This window comes from Mitsuaria sp. CC2 (genome assembly GCF_048957715.1).
Taxonomy (GTDB): Bacteria; Pseudomonadota; Gammaproteobacteria; order Burkholderiales; family Burkholderiaceae_C; genus Roseateles.
This window is the reverse complement of record NZ_JARVXN010000011.1, coordinates 279,542-296,626: the sequence shown is the minus strand read 5'-3', so window position 1 is coordinate 296,626 and position 17,085 is coordinate 279,542. Positions and strand designations below refer to the sequence as shown.

At 62.1% G+C, this 17,085-nt stretch carries 11 protein-coding genes; all 11 read right to left on the bottom strand.

Annotated elements, in window-relative coordinates:
• Nucleotides 1-145: 145 nt before the first annotated feature.
• Nucleotides 146-727, bottom strand: a complete 582-nt coding sequence (locus PV762_RS07235; protein ID WP_421034353.1) for a hypothetical protein — start codon at nucleotides 725-727, stop codon at nucleotides 146-148.
• A 111-nt stretch (nucleotides 728-838) separates the two neighbouring features.
• Nucleotides 839-1,366 (bottom strand): hypothetical protein, encoded by a 528-nt coding sequence (locus PV762_RS07230; RefSeq protein ID WP_421034352.1) that lies wholly within the window; start codon nucleotides 1,364-1,366, stop codon nucleotides 839-841.
• The gene (locus tag PV762_RS07225; protein ID WP_421034351.1) at nucleotides 1,363-2,031 is read right to left on the bottom strand and encodes a hypothetical protein; all 669 of its coding nucleotides are present in this window, start codon (nucleotides 2,029-2,031) and stop codon (nucleotides 1,363-1,365) included. The genes PV762_RS07230 and PV762_RS07225 overlap by 4 nt, the downstream gene beginning before the upstream one ends.
• Nucleotides 2,024-2,704 (bottom strand): hypothetical protein, encoded by a 681-nt coding sequence (locus PV762_RS07220; RefSeq protein WP_421034350.1) that lies wholly within the window; start codon nucleotides 2,702-2,704, stop codon nucleotides 2,024-2,026. The genes PV762_RS07225 and PV762_RS07220 overlap by 8 nt, the downstream gene beginning before the upstream one ends.
• Before the next feature lie 328 nt (nucleotides 2,705-3,032).
• Complete coding sequence (locus tag PV762_RS07215; protein WP_421034349.1) at nucleotides 3,033-3,341, bottom strand: hypothetical protein; 309 nt, start codon at nucleotides 3,339-3,341, stop codon at nucleotides 3,033-3,035.
• A gap of 578 nt (nucleotides 3,342-3,919) precedes the next feature.
• Entirely contained in the window at nucleotides 3,920-4,645 is a 726-nt protein-coding gene (locus PV762_RS07210; protein ID WP_421034348.1) for a hypothetical protein, read from the bottom strand.
• A 174-nt stretch (nucleotides 4,646-4,819) separates the two neighbouring features.
• Nucleotides 4,820-6,124, bottom strand: coding sequence for a glycosyltransferase family 4 protein (locus tag PV762_RS07205; RefSeq protein ID WP_421034347.1), 1,305 nt, complete (start codon nucleotides 6,122-6,124; stop codon nucleotides 4,820-4,822).
• 64 nt (nucleotides 6,125-6,188) lie between these two features.
• The gene (locus PV762_RS07200) at nucleotides 6,189-12,473 is read right to left on the bottom strand and encodes a beta strand repeat-containing protein (RefSeq protein ID WP_421034346.1); all 6,285 of its coding nucleotides are present in this window, start codon (nucleotides 12,471-12,473) and stop codon (nucleotides 6,189-6,191) included.
• A 49-nt stretch (nucleotides 12,474-12,522) separates the two neighbouring features.
• Nucleotides 12,523-13,305, bottom strand: coding sequence for a hypothetical protein (locus PV762_RS07195; RefSeq protein WP_421034345.1), 783 nt, complete (start codon nucleotides 13,303-13,305; stop codon nucleotides 12,523-12,525).
• A complete protein-coding gene (locus PV762_RS07190) occupies nucleotides 13,302-14,798 on the bottom strand; it encodes an HlyD family type I secretion periplasmic adaptor subunit (protein WP_421034344.1) in 1,497 nt (498 codons plus the stop codon). Before PV762_RS07190 ends, PV762_RS07195 begins: the two co-directional genes overlap by 4 nt.
• On the bottom strand, nucleotides 14,795-17,026 hold the full coding sequence (locus PV762_RS07185; RefSeq protein ID WP_421034343.1) for a type I secretion system permease/ATPase: 2,232 nt from the start codon (nucleotides 17,024-17,026) through the stop codon (nucleotides 14,795-14,797). Before PV762_RS07185 ends, PV762_RS07190 begins: the two co-directional genes overlap by 4 nt.
• Nucleotides 17,027-17,085 lie beyond the last annotated feature (59 nt).

Genomic DNA, 17,085 nt, shown 5'->3' with positions numbered 1-17,085 from the left:
CTTCCAAGCCGCAAGAAGCTCGCCAAACTGCTTCCACGCCTCATCAGACCCTCCAAGATAGCCTCCAGCATAATCCCAATTGTCAGGCTTTTTGAGAGCAGCCATCACGCCCTCAATATATCCTTCCGGTTGCTTTTCAGGTTCATCAGACATTGTTATCTCCCTTTGAAAAAATTCGTGAAACGCCATCAAAGACCAATATTGGCCAATAACCAGCCAATATTCCAACCATCTGAATGACCACAAATGAAATCATCAGGTAACCGACTCGATATTCTGTAGTCAGACCTGGGAAGAAGCTCCAATCCCCAGGAGTGCAATAAAAACCCCAGATGCAGACAAACAGTACAAAAGGCACAATAAAAATCATTCCCAAGATTCCACTTCTGGGGGGAACTACACGCAGTTTTTTATCGAAAAATGCAGGAAAAAAATAAAGGAAGAATGCGGCAGCAGTACTACCTATCAAATACACGGCATACGCGGTTGCTAGCTGCGCCACTTCCGAAAACTGAGTGCTGCGTGCGTGGCGAAATAGATCTATCGAGGGGAACGAGCTCGCCAGCATGGACTTGGTCGTCAAAACAAACTTATTCAATGATTCACTACTCGAAATAGTGTCAATAGGAGAGAAAAGCACAACGAGCAAATACAAAACAGATGGCAACAACCAAAGAACCCCTATTACGGTTCTTCGCACAGGGTGCACCACGACAACAGAACCCATAATCAATCCCTTTGAGAAAAAATACTCCAAGCCTTACTGACTCGTGAGCTACCAGCGGAAACCGTTCGCCATTACTACAACGAGCAAAGAGAAAATGGAAACCACTAGGACTCACCTCCCAAATCTGATCAAAATCCAGAAAGGCAGTGAAATCACAACAACACTGATCATCAAAATCGTGGCATCTTCCCTCCGTACGAGGGAGCCCGAAAACGCATAGAGGAGAATTGCTGGCAACGCCGAAAGCACCAGCAAACCATCGACATCCCTGATTCCACTTGAGTTTGGCAAAGCGATGAAGCGAAGTCGACTCCATTGGTAGCGAATCAGCAGAATGCTCATCCAGCCGGCGGAGAGCAGCATGGCCCAACCTTGCTTCCATGGCACTGTCTCGGCAGCCGAGTGACGCAATCTTGGAACCACTTCGATTTCCCCGATTGCTATTGCATCGGCGATCGAGTGAGAGAATTTCCAGAAGAACATAAATCCAATTGCCAGAAGAACCGCGTCAAGCGGCAGCAGATACAGGGCTTTCTTTCTTCGCTCCCTGATCGATTCAGGCGACAACATCTCCGGCGAGTACTCAGAAGAGGCTGTCGGCTCATTGACTTGATGAGGCATCGTTTTCTTGTTTTTCATTGGTTTGACTCCAAAAGCATTTCCGGATATTTCACCATTCCTTCCCAATCCCAATCATCCAGCTCGCTACAAGCCTTGGCGAAGATTTTCATAGCCGAAACGGCAACCCCCAACTCGACGAGAACAACACCTATCGCGGTACCTGCCCAATATCCAGCTCCCGCTCCCACGGCGCCGCCCACATAGCCGGCCACAGCGCCAAACAACTTCTTTGCGCCTTCATCGACGCCATCGAAGTAATAGGCCATGAAAACCTGGACACCCGCCAAAACATAACTGCCGTTCGCGAACAACTTCGAAGCTCGACCTGCGAGGTCGGCATCGACGGTTGCGGCGAAAGTCCTCGCTGTCAGCTTCGCCTGCTCGGCCAGATTGAGGTAGTAGCGCTTGATCGCCTTCTCTTCTGGCGTCACGGCCTCGATTGGAATCTTGCTGATCCGGTCGACGACGCTCGACAGTGCATCATCGAGATAATTGGCCAGCTGCCGAAGACCACTCACATCGACGGCACCCAGTCTCCCCGCCTTCCATTTCGCAAGTAATTCCCCATATCGTTTCCAAATCTCCGAAACACCGCCGAGCGCCAGCCCTCCCCTATCCCAATCATCCGGCTCGTTGCAAGCCTTGGCGAGGGCTTTCATATATTCACTTTTTTCTTCAGCCATTTCTCTTCCCTCCCTGGAATAGATTAATTATGGTAATGACAAGAAGAATGGGCCAATAACCCATTCCGACGCTGGTCATCACAGCGCCGACGAACGATAGAAAGAAGTAGCCCAGACGGCTGCCGGTGCTCGCGCCATTCGCCATGCTCCAATCGCCCGGTAGACAATAGAATCCCCAGACATATAAGAAAAGCATGCACGGCGCAACAAAAAGCATCACCGTGGGATTCTTGTCGGGGTATCCAAGACGGAGTCGGTGATTCAAGATTGCCGGCACGAATATCAGGAAAGTCCCGAGCGCCGCAATCCACCACCACCAGAACATATAGGAGGTGGAGAGCCTCGCCACCTGCTCGAATCGCGTACTGCCGGCATGACCGAACAAGTCAACGGCAGGAAACCAGTGCGCAGCAGCCCGCTCGGTGTGCAAACAGAATTCAGAAAGAAGCCGACTGCGCTCCAGAATATCCAATGGACTGAAGAAGACGATCAGCGCATAGAGAATTGCGGGCCCAAACCATGTCCCCCAAACCAGGAAACGCAAGCGGCGGCTTCCTGCTTGAAGCTTCGTTCTCGACTCTTTGATCCGTTTGACCGAACACCTCCCTGACAAATACTCGCCTGAATCTGTCGGACCATCGTCTTCGTGAGGCATTTTCTTCTGGGTATTCATTGGTTTGACGCCGGAAGTTTTGCCGGAGAGTTTCCCTTGAATCGAACAATGACCGGAGCGCTCGTCTTGAATTGATTGACCAGGACGTGAGGGGTGACTGGATCGGACGCTGCGGAATCCTTCCGCGCGGCCGAGACGCCCGCCCAAGGATGGACAGACCCGCAATACGGCTCCAGGTTGCGCGCGATATACGTGATCACGGGATCCTCTCTTCGATTCTCATAATAAGTTATAGATGAAATATCCATCCGGCCGAGTTACAAGGATTTCTCCAGTCGAACGACCCTAATATGCGACTGCCCTTCATTCTTCAGGATGATCACCATCTTCAGATTTCCTTGACCTGACTGAGAATGTTTATGATCTCATCGTAAAGGTCGGGCCAGCTTTCGCAAACATCACCTGACCTCACAATAATTTCCACATATATTCCGTCGCGCCAAACAAACCCACCGCCCGCGCCTGCCGAATTTCGATTTGTGGTACCTCGTTCGCAATTCAGCACTGGCGGCAGCCCTTCTGGCGTGATCCGATCGGTTGCCACATACGCGGTGATCACAAGGCTCCTGCTCACTTGTCCGGTCGCAGGATTTTTATAGTTATATCGAATACGATCCAAATTTGGACGCAGATTCATATATTCCAGAACCCTACCTTCCATCTTGGCTTGCTCAATAATTCGATATCCTCTGAGGTCCGGAGGGATGTCGTACGAACGAGGTAAGAGGTAGACCAAAGAATCGGTGGGTGCTCCCTCTGGCTTGTTTATAGCCGCGGGTCGCCTAGTTGGCCAATAGAATCCAATCCCAGAGTTATATTTATATTCAGAAGGGATCAGAAACCAGTGATCGTTCCATTTGAAGAGACGATGCCGTTTCGAATCGAAGTTCGGTTTTTGCAAATTTCCACAATTCACCTCATCTTTGCAAAGTACTCGATTGCGCGCTTCCTCCTGGATTCTATTGGAATGTGATTTTTCGCCACACGACATCAACAAACCAACAAGAACGTAATCAGGATCAGCCTTGCCAAATCAAGGAATGAATCTTTAAAGCACCGATTGACCGGAAAATATCCCAGAACAAACATACTTATCCCATTCATCAACATTCCGCCTGCCAATATTGACGTTTGCATACGTCAGTAAAAATCAATATCCGCCCAAACTCTTCGATTAAATCAAACTAACCAATTTGGATGAGAAATGCTCAGTCATCAGCCCTCCTTCGTCAGATTGAGCACGCGCTCAATCTCATCGTAGATCTCCGGCCACTCTTCGCACACATTGCCTGAGCGAATCAGGATCTCGACATAGATCCTGTCTTTCCAGACAAAGCCGGTACCGCCTCCGGCTTGAGAAGGATCTTGCGCATTCAACGCGCAAGCGAAGACTGGAGGTTGTCCATCGGGCGTCCTTTTTTCTGTCGCTACATAAACGGTAACGGAACTTCTGTCACTCGAAGAAGCGGCAGTCGCACTGGCCCGGATATATCTCACTCGATCCAGTCCCGGCCTTAACGTCACGCGTTCAAGCAAACGTCCCATCTTCTCTGCCTCTTGGATGCGTCCATATCCTCTAGGCTCCGGCGGAAGATCATGAGATCGCGGGAGCAGGAAAACCATCCAATCTGCCGCATCAGATTCTTTGCGACTCACTGCAACTGGCCTTCTCGACGGCCAATAAAAAGCCAATCCAGTGTTGTACTGATACGCAACCGGCGCTAGAAACCAACGATCGTCCCATTTCAATCGTGCCTGCGTCTTGGCGTCATATTCGGGCGGCGTGTCATTCCCACACCATGGCTCATCCCTGCACGCCCCCTGTCTACGAGCTTCTTCTTCGCGTGCATGCTCCGGATTTCTGCGATCACAGGCAACAACGAAGCTCGCGAGCGCAAAAATCACAAAACAATGCTTCAATAGGTTCAATTCATTCTTCAAGACTGCTCCCAACCAGCCATCTGAACATCGGTGAACCTGCTGGAATTGCCTTCCCGCCTGAGTGGGCCGCACCCTTCGAGGTGACGAGAAATGCCTTGGCGGCCATCTGCAGATCTGGGGACGTGAGCCGCTCGCGAGCTCCCCACCTCATCGAATCCGAAGATCGCGAGCGCATCAAGCCGTCCGTTTCATTCGTTGCTGTTCGGCGAGACAAAGCGTCTCAAAAGCATTTGCGCCAGCCGTCGTTCCAAAATCCATCGCGCGACGTCGCGCCGAATAACTCGATTTCTGGCGTTCCGCGATCGACAGAGTCAGCGCCTCCAACGTCCGCTCCGACAGCCGTGCCCGATCGAACATGCCAACCAACAAGCCATTGACCCCGTCATCGATCACCTCCCGCACCGGCGCCGTATCCGACCCGACCACAACGCACCCCGTCGCCATCGCCTCCAACATCGACCAGCTCAGCACGAACGGATAGGTCAGGTACACATGCGCCGCTGACAGCTGCAGCACGCGCTTGTAGTCCGCATAAGGCACCTTGCCGAGGAAGTGCGTGCGCGTCGGATCGAGCCCATCGCCGACCTCCTCCAGCATCACCTGGCGCCAGGTCTTGCCTGCCGCGGGCGCCCTGCCGTAGCTCACCTCGTCCCCGCCCACGATCACCGTGTGGCAGGTCTTGTGCTCCCGCTGGATGGCCGGCAGCGCGCGCATGAACTGATGGAAGCCGCGATACGGCTCCAGGTTGCGCGCGACATACGTGATCACCGGATCGCCCGCCTTCAGCACCGCGCCGTTGGGCATCGTCATCCGTGCCTCGGGATCGGGCTTCAGGCCGTCGAGATCGATGCCCTCGTGCGCCACGGTGATCTTGTCGAGGTAGGCCTTCGGATGCTGCACCTTCTGCCACTGCGTCGGGCTGATCGCCGCGTCGCAGTTCTCCAGGTTCAGCAGGTGCAGCGCATTCCACGCGCGGATGCGCGCCCGGTCGTCGAAGCTCACCGGGAACTCGGGATCGAAGCCGATGTCCGCGCCGGGCCAGTCCGGATCGAGCCCGTTGCCGCTGGCCGGCGCGTTGTAGAACCACTCGCAGAAGTGCACGAGCCGCGCGTCCGGGAACACGTCCTTCGCGTTGAGCGTCTCGCCCCAGCCCGGGTGCGCCAGGATCACGTCGGGCACGAAGCCCTTGGCCTTGAGCTTCAGCAGCACGCGCGCCACCGCCTGGCCGTGCAGCACGGCCTCCTCCATCCGGCGCAGGTAGTGGTGCTGGCCCTTGCCCACGTCGCGATGCGGCTTGTAGCGGATCAGCGTGAGCCGGCCGCTGCGTTCGAGCTCGGGCATCCCCGGCGCCGTGTCCCGGCCGATGCCGACCACCTGCCAGCCCGGCCGCTCCGACCACGCCTTGGCCACATGCCGGAACTGCCCGGGAAAGTTCTGATGAATGATCAGCACGCGCATCCGCGCTTCCTCCAGATTCAAGCGTCCATCGACGCGACGCCGCGCAGCCCCCGGACGAATCCAGCGGCCGCGCGGAGGTCACGCCTCAGCGTGCCGAGACGGCGAACTGATCGCGGAACTCGCCCGTGTACAGCGGCAGCGACGCGTTCGTCGCCATCCCCGACGAGCCCGAGAAGGACGCCATCGCCTCGATCAGCGCATCGGCCTGACGTGTCACCGTCTGGTCGAAGCCGGTGCTGTCCGACCCGGTGTGGATCAGCCATTCCTGGTAGGTCCCGACCAGCTCGCGATCCGCGCTGGTCTTCACCATCGCGGTCTTCGCCGTGGACGATCCCGCAGGCTGCCCGGCCGCCGTGTTGACCTGCGCGTTGGTCATCACCGTGCCGTCCGCGTAGACGACGCGCTCGACCTGGTTGGCCGCCCCCAGGTACCAGTCCTTGACCACCACCTTGTCCGTCGTGGTGCCCGTGAACGTGATCTCCAGGTTGTTGCTCACCTTCTTGAAGGTCGTCCCGCTGCGCGTGATGTTGGCGCCGAAGGTCAACTGGTCCAGCACGCCCGATGTCGAATCGCTGTCCTGGATCGTGTCGGAGCCGTCACCCTTGTTGAAGAGGTACAGGTCCGCCCCCGCGCCACCGACGAGCGAGTCGTTGCCCAGGCCGCCTTGCAGCGTGTCGTTGCCCGCCGCACCCGTCAGCGTGTTGGCCCCGGCGTTTCCGATCATCACGTTGTTGGAGGCGTTGCCCGTCGCGCTAAGGGCTGTGGTGCCGGTCGAGAGCGTCACGTTCTCGACGTTGGCGACCAGCGTCAGCGTGACCGAGGTCAGCACGGTGTCCGTCCCCTCGGAAGCGTTCTCGGTGATCGCGTCGGTCGTGGCGTCGACGACATAGAAGTCGTCTCCAGCGCCGCCCAGCATCGTGTCGTTGCCGGCACCGCCGTCGAGCGTGTCGCTGCCGGTGCCGCCGGTCAGCGAGTCGGCACCTGCGGCGCCCACCAGCGAATCGTTGCCCGCGCCACCGTCGAGCTTGTTGGCGTTGCCGTTGCCGGTCAACACGTTGTCGAGCCCGTTGCCGGTCCCGTTGGTCGCGTTGGAGCCGGTGAGCGTCAGGTTCTCGACGCTCGCGCCGAGCGTCCAGTTCACCGCGCTCTGGACCAGGTCGATGCCCTCGTTGGCGTTCTCGTTCACGACATCGCCCACCACGTCGACGACGTAGGTGTCGTTGCCCAGGCCGCCGCTCATCGTGTCGTTACCGGTGCCGCCGGTCAGCACGTTGGCGCCGGCGTTGCCGATGAGGACGTTGGCCAGCGTGTTGCCCGTGCCGGTGATGTCCGAGGAACCGGTCAGCTCCAGCTGTTCCATGTTGCTGCCCAGCGTGTAGTTCACGCTGGCCAGGACCTTGTCGGTGCCCTGGTTGGACGACTCGGTGACGGTGTCGCCGGCGTTGTCCACCACGTAGGTGTCGTCGCCCGCGCCGCCTTTCATCGCGTCCGCGCCCAGACCGCCGTCCAGCCGGTTCGCACCTGCGTTGCCTTCGAGCTTGTTGTTCAGCGCGTTGCCGGTCGCCGAGATCGGGGCCGTGCCGGTAAGCACGATGTTCTCGACATTGGCCGATAGCGTGTAAGACACCGAGCTCCGCAGGAGGTCGGTGCCCTGGTTCGTCTCCTCGACGACCACGTCGTCATTGCTGTCGACCACGTAGGTGTCGTCGCCCAGGCCGCCGATGAGCGTGTCGGTGCCCCCACCGCCGTCCAGCGTGTCATTGCCGGCCAGACCCAGCAGACGCTCGTTGCCGACGTCGCCAAGGAGATCGTCGTTCTCGTCGCTGCCCCGGATCGCTTCCAGCGAGCGCAGGTACGCGATGTCGCGCACGGTCCCGTCGGCGAAGCGCACGAACTCGATGGTCGTCGCCGCGCCTTCGATGCGACCGTCCTTGATGCGGATCCCGTCGTTGCCGAAGGACAGGATCAGGTCGTTCGGCCACCAGGCGCTGACGGCCATGTCCGCCTCGTTCAGGCCGGCTCCCAGCACCAGGGTATCAACGCCGCCCACGTCGACCAGCATGTCGAAGCCATCGCCGACATTGAAGCGGTAGACGTCGTTGCCCTGCCCGCCGTACAGCGAGTCATTGCCCAGGCCACCGGTGATGTCGTCGTCGCCCGCTCCCGCCGAGATGCGGTCGTCGCCGCCCGCACCCGACAGCGTGTCCGCCCCGCTCCCCGCGATGATCAGGTCCCCGTCTTCGGTCACGGCGTTGACGTTGCCGTTGACGAAGCGCGCCCGCACCTCCGCGCGGCTGAGCTCGAACCCGCCGGCGAAGGTCACCGTGCCCAGCGTCGAGCGGAACGGCTCCGAGCCCGGATCGACGAACGCCCGGCTGAAGGTCATCGAATCGCCCGAGCCTCCCACCCTCAGCTGCAGGTCGTCGCCCTGGCGCGCCATCACGAATTCGGACGCGTCGATGCCCGCGCCGAATTCGACGTCGACCGAGCCCACCGTCGTCTCGGTGAGCCAGTCCGCGCCGTCTCCACGATTGAAGAACACCCGGGCCGAGCCGCGGTCATCGAACATCAGGGAGATCGTGTCGTTGCCCGTCCCGCCGGTAATGAAGTCGTAGTCCCCGTGCGTGTAGATGAGGTCATCTCCCGCGCCTCCATCAAGGACGTCCTGGCCGGACACCATGTAGCGTCCCCACAGAGGATCTCGGATCCAGCCGTCGTCCATGACATCGTTGCCCGCGCCGCCGATCATCACGTTGCGCTTGGAGTTCCCCGCGAAGTTGTCGTCCAGGTCCGACCCGATCACGCCCACCTCACCCACCGCCTCGTCCAGGATCAGCCGCTCCACCGAGGCGGCCAGGTCCAGCTTGAACATGGACGCGCTGCCCGCCGAGACGATCACCACCGTGTCGAAGCCCTCGTCGGCCCTTTCGACGATCACGTCCGACGCATCGACCCGGTAGAAGTCGTCGCCCAGTCCGCCCACCAACGTGTTGGCGGCAGCATTGAGGCTGCCATCGAGCACGTTGTTCTTCGCATTGCCCGTCCCGACGGTCGCGTTCGATCCCGTCATCGTCAGGTTCTCGACACCTGCGGTCAGCGCGTACGAGATCGAGGCCTCCACCGCGTCCACGGTGCCCCAACGGTCGCTCTCCTTATCGCCGCGAACCACATCGCCCACATTGTCGATGACGAAGACGTCGCTCGACTCGCTTCCTCCGATGAGCGTATCGGCGCCGGCACCGCCGTCGATCCGCACCGCCCCATTGAGACGGCTCGCGTCGATGACGTTATCCAGCGCGTTGCCGGTGTACGTGTGCTCGATATGGCGTCCGCTGTCGGTGTAGAAGTAGTCCTGCGCGTTGAACGTGACCAGGTCTTCCACGTTGTCGGCGAGGGTCTCGTGATACGCCGTCGTGACGACGGTGTCATGCCCGCCATCTGCCAGTTCGACGATCGTCTCGTCCGCCACGCCCAGATCGTTGGGATGGTGGATGAACGGCCGAGCTTCCCCGTTGCTCGACGTCGTGTAATAGACGTCGTCGCCAGCGCCGCCGATCAGGGTGTCCGCGCCCCCGCGGGAGTTGTCGACATAGCCGTCCCGCAAGGTCGGGTCGTAAACGGGCGCCCAGGTCGATGCGTTCAGGAAATCCGGCGCATTCAGCACATTCGCGCCGTTGTCGCCGACCAGCTGGTTGTTGCCCGCATCCCCCTGCAAGGCCCCGTACCGCGTCATCAGATCCGCCATCTTCACCACCGTGCCGTCGGCGAAAACCAGCTCCTCGATCTGGTAAGCCGAATGCGCGCCCCAGTTGCCGATCGTCAGCCTGTTCGATACGCCTTCAAAGGTCACGAGCAGATCGAAGCCGGCGCGCACGATCTTCATGCCGGTCGCGGAGATGCCCGCGCCGAATTCGACCCTATCCCTGCCCCCTTCCTCGTCGAGGATCATGTCGTTCCCGGCCCCGGCGGCGACGCGATAGGTGTCGTTGCCTTCGCCGCCGACCAACGTGTCGTTGCCGTCCCAGCCGTCGATGAGGTCGTCGCCGCCGCCGGCGAGGATGGTGTCGTCCGAGACGCCTCCCACCAGCACGTCGCGGTAGACGCCGCCCAGGGTACCGAGCGTCAGAACGGAGTTGAGCCAGGTCCCGAACGCGCCCTGGAGCCCGGCGGAGGCGTTGCGCACCTTGGTCAGGATCTCTTCGCCATGTTGACCGTTGGCGCGCAGGACCTTGCCGATCTCCGCCGCATCCACATCGCCGGCGTTGAACTTGTTTTCCAGCACGGTCATCGCCGCGGAGATGTCCGTGGAGATCGTCCCGGTCGAGATGTCCACGGTGGTCCTGATGGCGTCGAAGAAGGGCTTCAGCCGCGTCTGGACCATCAGTTGCGCGTACATGCTGTCCGCGTACTGGTGATAGGCCAGCGTGAGCACGCGTCCTGCGTTGGGTCCGGGATTGGGTGTGTCTTCGTTGGTGCCGGCGCTCTGGTAATACTTCCGACCGGTGATCGCTTCCAGCACGTACAGCCAGCGACCGTCCTCGATATAGATGTCGCGGCTGTTCCTGGCCTTGTCGTCGGCGCCGGCCAGGGTGAACAGGAGATGCTCCAGCACCTGGCGACGCTCGGTTTCCCCCTCGGCCTCGATGAAGGCCTGAACCAGCCCCTTGAGCTTGCCGCTTGCGTCGCGCAGGAGAGCCTGATGCAGGCTCGGGATGACGCCGAAGCCGGGCAGTTCCGGCAATGCCGCCACCTCGGCTGTTTCGGCGATCAGCACGGTCGACTCGCTGATCGACCGCTCGACGGCGAACCACACGTCGACGAGACGGCCCACCGTGCCGTCGACCCACTCGAAGCTCCCCTGGTCCGTCGCCTCGTTGCCGTACTGATCCGTCTTGCCGCGATCCTGCGTCCAGGTGTGATCGATCGAGATGCTCTTGATCCCCACCTGGGCCAGCGAGCGGAGCTCGACGGATTGAGCCTTGCCGTCGGAGTTCTCGTCGACCCAGACCCGCAACTCGGCGAATCGCGGATCGTCGGCATCAAGCCGTCGATCCTGGTTGATGTCGAGTTCCCACATCGCATGGAAACCGTTGACGGCCTTGGTGCCGTCCGACAGGATCGTCTCGGAGCCGAACAGCTCCCGGCCGCTGTCGATCTCGCCGTTGTGGTCGCGATCCAGCACGAGCAGTCCGTCCCGACCGTGGACCCAACCCGTACGTTCCGCGAAGCCGTCGCCGTCGTGATCGAAATTGACTCCCTGGTCGAAACCAATCAGATCAATGCCGTTTCCGTCGAGGTCCAGCACGATGGGCGAGACCGTCTTCAGCGCGATGTTGAAGGCCTTAACGATGCCGGCGATCAGGGTTCGGTCAAGGAAGGCGCCGCCGTAGATGCCCTGGATCCGCTTCTCGATCTCGGCCCAGTCTTTGCCGGCGAAAGCGCCTACGCCCAGCTTCCACTGCGCATAGGCTCGCTCGAGCGTCTTGCTGACCACCTCGGTGCGCATCGAGGTCGGCAGCAGCAGCATGGCCTCATTGAAGTTGTTGAGGAACCGATCGCGGTCTCCCGCTGCCGGATAGCCGGATTGCGGCGGCCCCTTCATCAACTGCTCGATCAGCGCAGCACCGGTCCGACCAAGGGCGTCGGAAATCGTGGTGCCGCTCAGGGAGGCACTCAGCTCCGTGAACCTCTGCTTGACTTCCGTTGTCCAGAAGTCGCCGAACAGCTTCACCGCCTTGTCGACGAACCCGGGATAGATCACCGCGCTGAGCCAATCCCGCGCACGCTGCCTGTCCGTCGCATCAGTCGCGACCAGGGCAGCACCCTGCACCACGTCGGCCAGGAAACCGCTTGCGATGAGCGCGTCCAGCCCGGTGCCCTGCGTGTCCCGGATCTGCTTCCACATGGACTCCGCACCGGCCTTCCCCTGCATCTGGAGCACGATGTCCATCGGGACTTTCAGGGTCCAGTTCTCGATGGAGAGTCCGTTGTCCAGGAACACTTCGGAGTGGAACTTCTCGGTTTCCCGGTAGGTGACGTCCTGCTCGACCACGCCGCCGTTCTCGTTGGCGTTCTTCAGCAACGTATTCAGGAAGGCTTGGGCCATGTCGATCTTGATTCGATCGACCTGCGTGGCCGTGAGATTGCGACACGCATCGCTGCCGACCCCGGCCAACGCCGTGTTGGACAAGAAGTCGTACGCCTCGCGCCCGGTGATCGAGCTGCCCGCCGCCACGCCGAGCGCCCACCCGGCGTAGTCGTAACCCAGGCCGAGGAAGGACTGGTACATCTGCTGTGCGGCAACGACGCCCCCGGATTGAACTGCTGCGATGTATTGCTGGATCTGTGTCGCGCTGACTTTCTGAGCCATTGTCTATATCTCCCTGTCGAATCGAGTCTTTGATGAATCGCGGTCGCCATTACCTGGACGGCCGGATGAAGCTTTCGGTGACCTCTCTCGTCGCCTGCTGGATGCCGGACCACTCGCACATCTGCGTGCGGGGATACAGCAGATAGACCGAGGCATGAAGCCGCGGTTCGAGATCGAAGCGTTGCGTGCACGGCGCGCTGCGGACACTCCGGTTGCTGCATTCGAGGAAAGTCCGCGCCTGACCGGTGCCGTCGCGCGCCACGAAGATGTCCTTGGCGTCTTCCCGCTGTGCCTGCGTCAGTTCTCCCTGAAGGACATAGGTCTCCAGGCCGCAGGTGTCCTGCGCAGCGCGCGCGTACGCGGCGCCGGTGCGGGGATCCGGCGTGTTCAGGACACCGGCCGCAATGCGCTGCACACCGCCCGGTCCCGGATAGAGCTCGCCGGACTTCAACCCGACGAAGATCCAGGGCGAGTCGGCCGGTGACAAACGCGCACGTTCCTGTGCAGCGGCCTTGTTGGCAGGCCCGGTCTTGTCCGGATACCTGAACTCGAAGCCGAAACTCTTGATCTTCGGATCATTGCCCCGCCGTTCGCCGGCGTCTCCCGGGACCGGCTTCCACGTGGGTTCTCCGTCGTACTCGACGCCCTGGGCGAACTCCGCCGGGATGCTGACCAGCGCACCGCCGAATCGGGCATGGACCTGTCGTGGGGGCGAGCTCGAGGCGCTCGCAGAGCTCGCAGACGGACTCACAGTCCGATCGCCGTCGCCGCACGCTGCCAGCAGCAGGGCGACCACGAACAGGCCAATGACAAGATCGTTTGTGCGCATCATCTTTCCCTCATACTTTCATCCACATGCTGCTTCACCGGATCAAACAGATACCGGATCACTCGGCGTTGCGAGGTCTTGATCTCGGCCGTGACATTCATGCCGGGGGCCAGCCTCACCTGCTTCCCATCCACATCGATCACGCCCTTCCCCAGCACCAGCGTCACCGGAAAGATCGCCCCGCGCTTCTCGTCATTCACCGCATCCGCGCTCACGCTCTTCACCGTCGCCGCCACAGTGCCGTAGCGCGTGTACGGGAAGGTTTCGAGCTTGATCTCCGCCTCCTGCCCGGCGCGCACGAAGCCGATGTCCTTGTTCTCCAGCACGACCTCCGCGGTTACCTCGGCCTCATCGGGCACGAGCACCAGCAGCACCTGCGCCTCGGTCACGACGCCGCCGGCCGTATGCACCGCGAGCTGCTGCACCGTGCCGTCGACCGGTGCGGTCAGCCTCGTCAGCTGATTGCGCTTGTTGGCCTTCGCGCCTTCCTCGGCGAGCTGCTTCAACTTGAGGTCGGCCTGCGCTTCCCGATCCCGCAGCGTCCTCAGCGTCTCCGCCCGGAACGACGCCGTCGACCCGCGCGACTCCGCCAGCGCCGCCTGCGTCTCGCGCTCACGCGCGATCGCCGTGCCGAGGTCCTTCTCCTGCTCGATCCGCTCCCGCGTCCGGTCCTGCCCCGCATGGCCCGCGACGAAGCCCTGATCGCTCAGCGCCTTGTAGTCGCGCTCGCGCTGCTGCGCCATCGGCACCGTGCTCTGCAGCTTCTCGACCACCTGCTTGGCCGTCGCGATCTCCGCGTCACGGCGCTCCAGCTCCGCCTGCAGCTTCGCCAGCTTCGCGGAGATGTCCGCCCACTCGCTCTGCAGCTGGAAGCGCGCGCTGTTCGCGTCCTCGCGCGGCATCGAGCTCATCGAGGCCTCCGTCAACTGCGGCGCGCCGCCGCCCGTCAGCGCTTGCAGCAGCGCGCGCGAGCGCAGCACCTCCGACAGCGCCGCCACCCGCTCCTTGTCGACGCGGTGGCTGTCCGCCTCCGTCATCGTCGAGTCCAGCGCGATCAGCAGCTGCCCCGCCTTCACCTTGTCGCCGTCCTTCACGAAGACCTCGCGCACCACGCTGGTCTCCAGCGGCTGGATCGTCTTGCTGCGGTCGCTGACGATGACCCGCCCCTGCGCCACCGCGACGACGTCGATCTGCCCGATCAGCGCCCACAGCAGCGCGAGCACGAACAGCGTGCAGATCGCGATCGCCGCGCGGCGCGGCGCCGGATGCGGCGGCGTCTCCTGCAGCTCCAGCGCGGCGGGCAGGAAGGCTCGCTCGTCGGCCATGCGACGCGGGCCCGCGAGCTCCTCGCGCCGCTCCCACGCCGCCCGGAACACCGCGCCATACCGCCCCAGCAGCTCACGCACCGGATGACGCGGCTTCGGCGCTGCCTCGGCCCCTTCGCGCGTCGCGCTCATCGCGGGCGCACCGGCGCCCTCCACCAGTTCCGCGCTCATTCCGAGCCTCCTTCGCTCTGCATGCGCCACAGGTGCGCGTAAAGCCCTTGCGGCATGGCGATCAGTTCGTCATGGCTGCCCATCTCCGCGATGCGGCCCTTCTCCATCGCGATGATCCGGTCAGCGTGGCGCACCGCGCTCAGCCGGTGCGCGATGATGAACACCGTCCGCCCCTGGCAGATCGCCCGCATGTTCTTCTGGATGATGGCCTCGCTCTCGTAGTCGAGCGCGCTCGTCGCCTCATCGAAGATCAACACCCGCGGCTGCCCGAACAGCGCCCGCGCGATCGCGATGCGTTGCCGCTGCCCGCCGGACAGCCCCGTGCCCTGCTCGCCCACCATCGTGTCGTAGCCCTCGGGCAGCTCCGCGATGAAGTCGTGCGCGCCGGCGAGCTTGGCCGCCTGCATCACCGCCTCGATGGGCGCGGCCGGATCTGCGATGGCGATGTTCTCCCGCACCGAACGGTTGAACAGCATGTTTTCCTGCAGCACCACGCCGACCTGCCGGCGCAACTGCGTCGCGTCGGCCACGGCGATGTCCTGCCCGTCGACCAGCACGCGCCCCGACTCCGGCACGTACAGCCGCTGCAGCAGCTTGGTCAGCGTGCTCTTGCCCGAGCCGCTGCGCCCCACGATGCCGATGACCTCCCCGGCCTGCACCGTCAGGTCCACGCCGTGCAGCACCGGCTGCGCGTCGGGCGGGTAGCGGAAGGTGACGTTCTCCAGCGTCACGTCGCCCCGCACGCGCGGCATCGCGCCGGCGCTCTGCGAGCGCAGCTCCGTGCGCGTGTTCAGCACGTCGCCCAGCCGCGCCATCGAGATGCCCGTCTGCTGGAAGTCCGTCCACATCTGCGCGATACGCATGATGGGCTGCGCCACGCGACCCGCGAACATGTTGAAGGCGATGAACTGGCCGACGCTCAGGTGGCCTTCGATCACCAGCTGCGCGCCCCACCACAGCGTGGCGGCGTTGACCAGCTTGCCGATCAGGTTGATGCCCTCGTTGCCGTACTGCGCCAGCGTCTGCGTGCGGAACGAGGCCGAGACATACGCCGCCAGCTGCTCATCCCACTTGCGCGCCATCTGCGGCTCCAGCGCGCTGGCCTTCACCGTCTGGATGCCGGTCACCGTCTCCACCAGCAGACTCTGGTTCTCCGCGCCGCGCGCGAACTTCTCGTTGAGCCGACCGCGCAGCACCGGCACGATGGACAGGCTCAGCACCAGGTACAGCGGCAGCGAGATCAGCACGATCAGCGTCAGCGTCGCGCTGTAGCTGAACATCACCGCGATGAAGATCACCGAGAACAGCACGTCCAGCACCAGCGTCAGCGCGTTGCCGGTCAGGAACTGGCGGATGTTCTCCAGCTCGCGCACCCGCGCCACCGAATCGCCCACGCGCCGCGCCTGGAAGTAGGCCAGCGGCAGGCTCAGCAGGTGCCGGAACAGCCGCGACCCCAGCTCCACGTCGATGCGGCTGGTCGTATGGCTGAAGACGTAGGAGCGCAGGATGTTGAGCGCGCTCTCGAACACCATGATCACGACCAGCCCGATCACCAGCACGTCCAGCGTGGTGAGGCCGCGGTGCACCAGCACCTTGTCCATCACGACCTGGAAGAACAGCGGACTGACCAGCGCGAACAGCTGCAGGAACAGCGAGATCGTCAGCACCTCGCCCAGCAGGCGGCGGTGCTTGACGATGCTCGGGATGAACCAGGAGAAGTCGAACTTGGCCAGCTCGCCGGCGAGGCTCGCGCGGCTGGTGACCAGGATCAGTTCGCCGGTCCATTCGGCGGCGAAGGTCTCGACCGGCTCGATCGTCGGCCGCGCCGACGCCTCGTCGCCGGTCGGGTCCATGAACAGCACGCGCTTGCCGTCGCATTGCGCCAGCACGACGGTCCGCCCGTCGCGCAAGGTCGCCAGCGCGGGCAGCGCCGCGAGGCTCAGCCGCTCGATGCTCGTCGACGAGCGCTTGGCCTTGAGCCCCAGCCGCTTCGCGGCCAGGAGCAGGTCCTGCGTCGACGGCGCATCGCTGGCCCCCAGGCCCAGGCTGTGCCGCAGCGACGGCGCATCGGCCGCCACGTGGTGCATGCGCGCCACGATGCACAACGCGCGCAACGCCCCATCCCGATCGACGGTCGGCGATGCGTCGCCCCCCTCCCCGTTCGGCAATGCGGCGGCCGAACCGGACGCGCGCTCGAGCACGTCCGCCACTCCCTGATTGATCGTCATCTTGTTGCCGTCTTAGCGGCTTCGTGTCAAAGCGGAAGCGATGCTAAGGGGAATGGCAA

Bases quoted from the DNA above. Each gene is read 5' to 3' on its own strand.
- PV762_RS07235 (WP_421034353.1), bottom strand. From the start codon at position 727: ATGGGTTCTGTTGTCGTGGTGCACCCTGTGCGAAGAACCGTAATAGGG.
- PV762_RS07230 (WP_421034352.1), bottom strand. From the start codon at position 1,366: ATGAAAAACAAGAAAACGATGCCTCATCAAGTCAATGAGCCGACAGCC.
- PV762_RS07225 (WP_421034351.1), bottom strand. From the start codon at position 2,031: ATGGCTGAAGAAAAAAGTGAATATATGAAAGCCCTCGCCAAGGCTTGC.
- PV762_RS07220 (WP_421034350.1), bottom strand. From the start codon at position 2,704: ATGAATACCCAGAAGAAAATGCCTCACGAAGACGATGGTCCGACAGAT.
- PV762_RS07215 (WP_421034349.1), bottom strand. From the start codon at position 3,341: ATGAATCTGCGTCCAAATTTGGATCGTATTCGATATAACTATAAAAAT.
- PV762_RS07200 (WP_421034346.1), bottom strand. From the start codon at position 12,473: ATGGCTCAGAAAGTCAGCGCGACACAGATCCAGCAATACATCGCAGCA.
- PV762_RS07195 (WP_421034345.1), bottom strand. From the start codon at position 13,305: ATGATGCGCACAAACGATCTTGTCATTGGCCTGTTCGTGGTCGCCCTG.
- PV762_RS07190 (WP_421034344.1), bottom strand. From the start codon at position 14,798: ATGAGCGCGGAACTGGTGGAGGGCGCCGGTGCGCCCGCGATGAGCGCG.
- PV762_RS07185 (WP_421034343.1), bottom strand. From the start codon at position 17,026: ATGACGATCAATCAGGGAGTGGCGGACGTGCTCGAGCGCGCGTCCGGT.